Genomic DNA, 4,321 nt, shown 5'->3' with positions numbered 1-4,321 from the left:
GCGCCTCGGCGTCGCACGGAACATGTACCGCATGCGATTCCCCGGCGAGGACGTCAGCACCGCCACCATGCAGCAGCTGCGCGGCCGCGAGGGCGTGCCGGCTGCGCGGGCCCGGCGGCGTCCGGCCGGGCGACCGGGTGGTCCTGCGGCTCGGCAACCGGCGGGAGTTCGCCGCGCTGTACTACGGCGTGCTGCGCGCCGGAGCCGTCGCGGTGCCGCTGAACCCGGAGATGAAGCCCTTCGTGCTGCGCGGCGTGCTGGCGGACGCCGCGCCCGCCGTCGTGGTGCTCGGCGCCTCCGAGGAGCTCCCGGTCCACGAGGCGGTCACCGCCTGCGGCGCCCGGTCGGCCACGCCCGCCGAGCTGCTCGCGGACGACGGACCGCAGCACGACCGGCCGCAGCACGACCGGCCGCAGCAGGACGGGCCGGAGCACGACGGCCCCGCACCGGCCGACCGGCCGTCCGCCGACGACGTCGCCCAGCTGATCTACACCTCGGGCAGCACCTCCGCGCCCAAGGGCGTGGTCTGCACCCACCGCCAGGTGGTCTTCGCCGCCCGCGCGATCGCCCGCCGCCTCGCCTACCGGCCCGAGGACGTGGTGCTCACCGCGCTGCCGCTCTCCTTCGACTACGGCCTCTACCAGCTCCTGCTGGCCGCGATCGGCGGCTCCGAACTGGTGCTGGCCGACGCCTCCGCTCCGGTGCGGACACTGACCGCCCTGCGCGCGTGCCGGGCCACCGTGGTGCCCGTGGTGCCCTCGCTGGCCGAGATGCTGTGCCGGCTGGCGGCCCGCGGCACGCCGCCGGAGCACGTCCGGCTGTTCACCAACACCGGTGCGGCGCTGGTCGGTTCGGCCATCGAGGCGCTGCGGTCCGGTTTCCCGGGCGCGGCCGTGGTGGCGATGTACGGCATCACCGAGTGCAAGCGGGTGACGATCGCGGAGCCGGACGCCGACCGCGAGCGCCCCGGCTCGGTGGGCCGGGCCCTGGACGGCACCACCGTCGAGGTGCTCGACCACCGGGGCCGTCCGCTGCCGCCGGGCGAGGTCGGCGAGATCGCCGTCAGCGGCCCGCACGTGATGGCCGGGTACTGGAACGCGCCCGAACTGACCGCCGGACGCTACCGCCCCGACCCGCGCACCGGACGGACCCGGCTCCACACCGGCGACCACGGCCGGCTGGACGAGGACGGCCACCTCTACTTCGCCGGCCGCCTCGACGACCAGTTCAAGCGGCGGGGCGTACGGATGGGGACCCCGGAGATCGAGGCCGCCGCCCTGGACGTCCCGGGCGTCCGGGCCGCCGCCGCGCTGCCGCCCCGCGACGGGCTCGACCTGCGCCTGGTCGTCACCGGCGAGGAGGGGCTGACGGCCCGCCGGGTGATCGAGGGCCTGGAGCAGCGGCTGGAGCCGGCCAAGGTGCCCGCCGTCTGCCGGATCCTCGACCGGATGCCGCTCACGCCCAACGGCAAGATCGACCGGAAGGCGCTGGACACCGATGCGCACTGACCACTCCCCCGCCGCCGCCGGCACCGGCACCGGCCCGACGGCCACCGGCCCGGCCGCCGAGGACGTCCTGGCGGCCACGCTGGTGCGCCGCTACGGCAGCCCGCTGTACGTCTACGACCTGGACCGGGTCACCCGGGCCGCCGAGGACCTGCGGGCGGCGCTGCCCGAGCGGTCCCGCCTCTACTACTCGCTCAAGGCCAACCCGCACCCCGAGCTGGTCCGCACCCTGCGCACGGCCGGGTGCGCTCCGGAGATCTGCTCGACCGGCGAGCTCGACGCCGCGCTGGCCGCCGGCTTCGACGGGGCCGACTGCCTCTACGGCGGCCCGGGCAAGACCGCCGAGGAGCTGCGCGAGGCCCTGGCCGCCGGGGTGCGCACCTTCTCCGTGGAGTCGCCGGCCGATCTGCGCCGGGTCGGTGCCGAGGCCCGGGCCCTGGGGGCGACCGCGCGCTGCCTGCTGCGGATCAACGGCACCGGGGCGGGCGCGGGCGTCGGCCTGCGGATGACCGGCGGCGCCTCCCAGTTCGGCCACGACATCACCGACGGTCTGCCGGACCTCGCCGAACTCACCGTGGACGGCGCCGAGTTGTGCGGCCTGCACTTCTTCCCGCTGACCAACGCCGCCGATCCGCAGGGGCTGCTGGCCGAGGCGGTGGCCTCGATCCGCACCGCCGCCGCGCTGGAGGCCCACTGGGGACTGCCGCTGCGGATGCTCGACCTCGGCGGCGGCTTCGCCTGCCCGTACGCGGCCCCGGGCGAACGGCCGCTCTACCACGGGCTGCGCGAGCCGCTGACGGCCGCGCTCGACGAGCACCTTCCCGGCTGGCGGGAACGGCTGGAGCTCGCCTTCGAGTCCGGCCGGTACCTGGTGGGCGACAGCGGCCGGCTGATCTGCACCGTCACCGAGGTGAAGGAGAGCCGGGGCACCACGTACGGCGTGCTGGACAGCGGGATCAACCACCTCGGCGGGCTCTCCGGAGTCGGCCGGCTGCCCTCGCTGCGCGCCGAACCGCTGCGCCTCGCCGAGCCGGAGGCCGTACCCGAGCCCGGCCCCGGCGGTGAACCCGGCGGCGGTGGCGAACCCGGCCCCGCCGCCGCGACCCGCCGGGTGGCGCTGGTCGGACCGCTCTGCACACCGGCCGACGTGATCAGCCGGGCCGCCGAGGCCGTCCCGCCACAGGCGGGCGCGCTGCTGGCCGTGCCCAACGTCGGCGCGTACGGCGCCACCGCGAGCCTGCTCGGCTTCCTCAGCCGCCCCGCCCCGGCCGAGGTCACCGTCCGGGACGGCCGGGTGGTCGGTGCCGACCGCCTCGCCCTCCGGCGCGAACCGCTGCCCGCCCCCGGGACGGTCCCGGCCCACGGCGGAGCCACCGGCCGTACCCACCCCACCGACCCCACCGACCACCACCGCGACCCCGCCGGTCGCCCCGCGAGGAGTTGAACACCATGACCACGCCCGCCCCCTGGGACGAGCGGTACGAGACCGTCCTGACCGACCTGCTGCCCCGGCTCGCCGAGGAGCGCCCGCTCGCCGCCGACCTGCGCCTGCGCACCGCCGGGCTCGACTCGATGGCCACCGTCGAACTGCTGGTGCGACTCGAAGAGGCCTACGGGATCGCCATTCCCGACGAGGAGTTGGACCCGGAGGCCTTCGAGAACGTCGGCAGCCTGTGGGCCGTGGTCGCCGCCCAGCTGGACGCCGCCGCCCGCCCCTGACCTCCACCGGGGGCCGGTGCGACCGCCCCCGACCGCTTCGAGAAAGGCTGGTACCCGTGCCGGTTTCACCGGACATCGAGATCTCGGCACCGGACGTGGTGCTGACCGGGGCCGAGAGAGCCGCGACCGAGCAGGTCGCCGCGCTCCTCTGCGCGCCGGAGTCCCTGGTCGACGAGCCCGCCTGGGTGGGCGCGGCACGCGACCACTGGGAGGACCTGCCCGCCCGGCTGCGCCGCGCCCTGCGCGCCTTCCGGCGCGACCCGGGGCCCGGCGGGGCGCTGCTGGTGCGCGGACTGCCCGTCACCGGGCCCGCGCTCGGCCGCACCCCGCTGACCCCGGGGTCGGTGCAACGCACCGCCACCGTGCCGGCCGCGGTGCTGATGCTCGCCGCGTGCGGGCTCGGCGACCCGGCCGCCTTCCTCCCCGAGAAGACCGGCGCGCTGGTCCAGGACGTCGTCCCGGTGCCCGGGCAGGAGGAGTTCCAGGGCAACGCGGGCTCGGTGCTGCTCACGTTCCACAACGAGAACGCCTTCCACCCGCACCGCCCGGACTTCGTCATGCTGCTCTGCCTGCGCGCCGACCCGGGCGGCGTGGCCGGGCTGCGCACCTCCTGCGTGCGCGAGGTGCTGCCGCTGCTGGACGAGAGGACCAGGACGGACCTGCGGCGGCCGGAGTTCCGCACCGCGCCGCCGCCCTCCTTCGGCGCCGCCGACGGCCCCGCCGAGCCGCACCCGGTGCTCGGCGGCGCGCCCGAGGACCCGGACCTGCGGGTCGACATGGCCGCCACCGAGCCCCTGACCGAACGGGCCGCGGCCGCCCTGGCCGAGCTCCAGCGGCTCTTCGAGCGCACCGCCCGGACCGTCCGGCTGGAACCCGGTGACCTCGCCGTCGTCGACAACCGGATCACCGTGCACGGGCGCACCGCGTTCAGCCCGCGCTTCGACGGCAGCGACCGGTGGCTCCAGCGCACCTTCGTCCTCGCCGACCTGCGCCGCTCGCGCGCCCACCGGGCGGACGACGGCTACGTCCTGGCGGACCCGGCCGAGCCGGAGGCCTGAACCCCGCCGCACCACCCCCGCGTCCCCGCGCACCCCCAC

4 protein-coding genes are annotated in these 4,321 nt (G+C 76.9%); all 4 read left to right on the top strand.

Going from position 1 to position 4,321, the window contains the following annotated elements:
- The first annotated feature begins 101 nt into the window (after positions 1-101).
- From AB0E96_RS38765 to AB0E96_RS38750, 4 genes are read left to right on the top strand one after another with little or no spacing between them, the layout of a single operon-like run.
- Positions 102-1,508: an AMP-binding protein gene (locus tag AB0E96_RS38765; RefSeq protein ID WP_359831181.1), complete on the top strand. Its 1,407-nt coding sequence runs from the start codon at positions 102-104 to the stop codon at positions 1,506-1,508.
- Positions 1,498-2,949, top strand: coding sequence for a type III PLP-dependent enzyme (locus AB0E96_RS38760; protein ID WP_359831179.1), 1,452 nt, complete (start codon positions 1,498-1,500; stop codon positions 2,947-2,949). The genes AB0E96_RS38765 and AB0E96_RS38760 overlap by 11 nt, the downstream gene beginning before the upstream one ends.
- Before the next feature lie 5 nt (positions 2,950-2,954).
- Positions 2,955-3,224, top strand: a complete 270-nt coding sequence (locus AB0E96_RS38755; protein WP_359831178.1) for a phosphopantetheine-binding protein — start codon at positions 2,955-2,957, stop codon at positions 3,222-3,224.
- Positions 3,225-3,280: 56 nt separating this feature from the next.
- Positions 3,281-4,282: a TauD/TfdA family dioxygenase gene (locus AB0E96_RS38750; RefSeq protein ID WP_359831176.1), complete on the top strand. Its 1,002-nt coding sequence runs from the start codon at positions 3,281-3,283 to the stop codon at positions 4,280-4,282.
- Positions 4,283-4,321 lie beyond the last annotated feature (39 nt).

It is taken from the genome of Kitasatospora sp. NPDC036755 (genome assembly GCF_040636595.1).
Lineage (GTDB): Bacteria > Actinomycetota > Actinomycetes > Streptomycetales > Streptomycetaceae > Kitasatospora.
This window is presented reverse-complemented; position numbering and strand designations above follow the sequence as displayed.

Excerpts from the sequence above, each read along its gene's own strand:
- AB0E96_RS38760 (WP_359831179.1), top strand. The coding sequence starts at position 1,498 with ATGCGCACTGACCACTCCCCCGCCGCCGCCGGCACCGGCACCGGCCCG.
- AB0E96_RS38755 (WP_359831178.1), top strand. The coding sequence starts at position 2,955 with ATGACCACGCCCGCCCCCTGGGACGAGCGGTACGAGACCGTCCTGACC.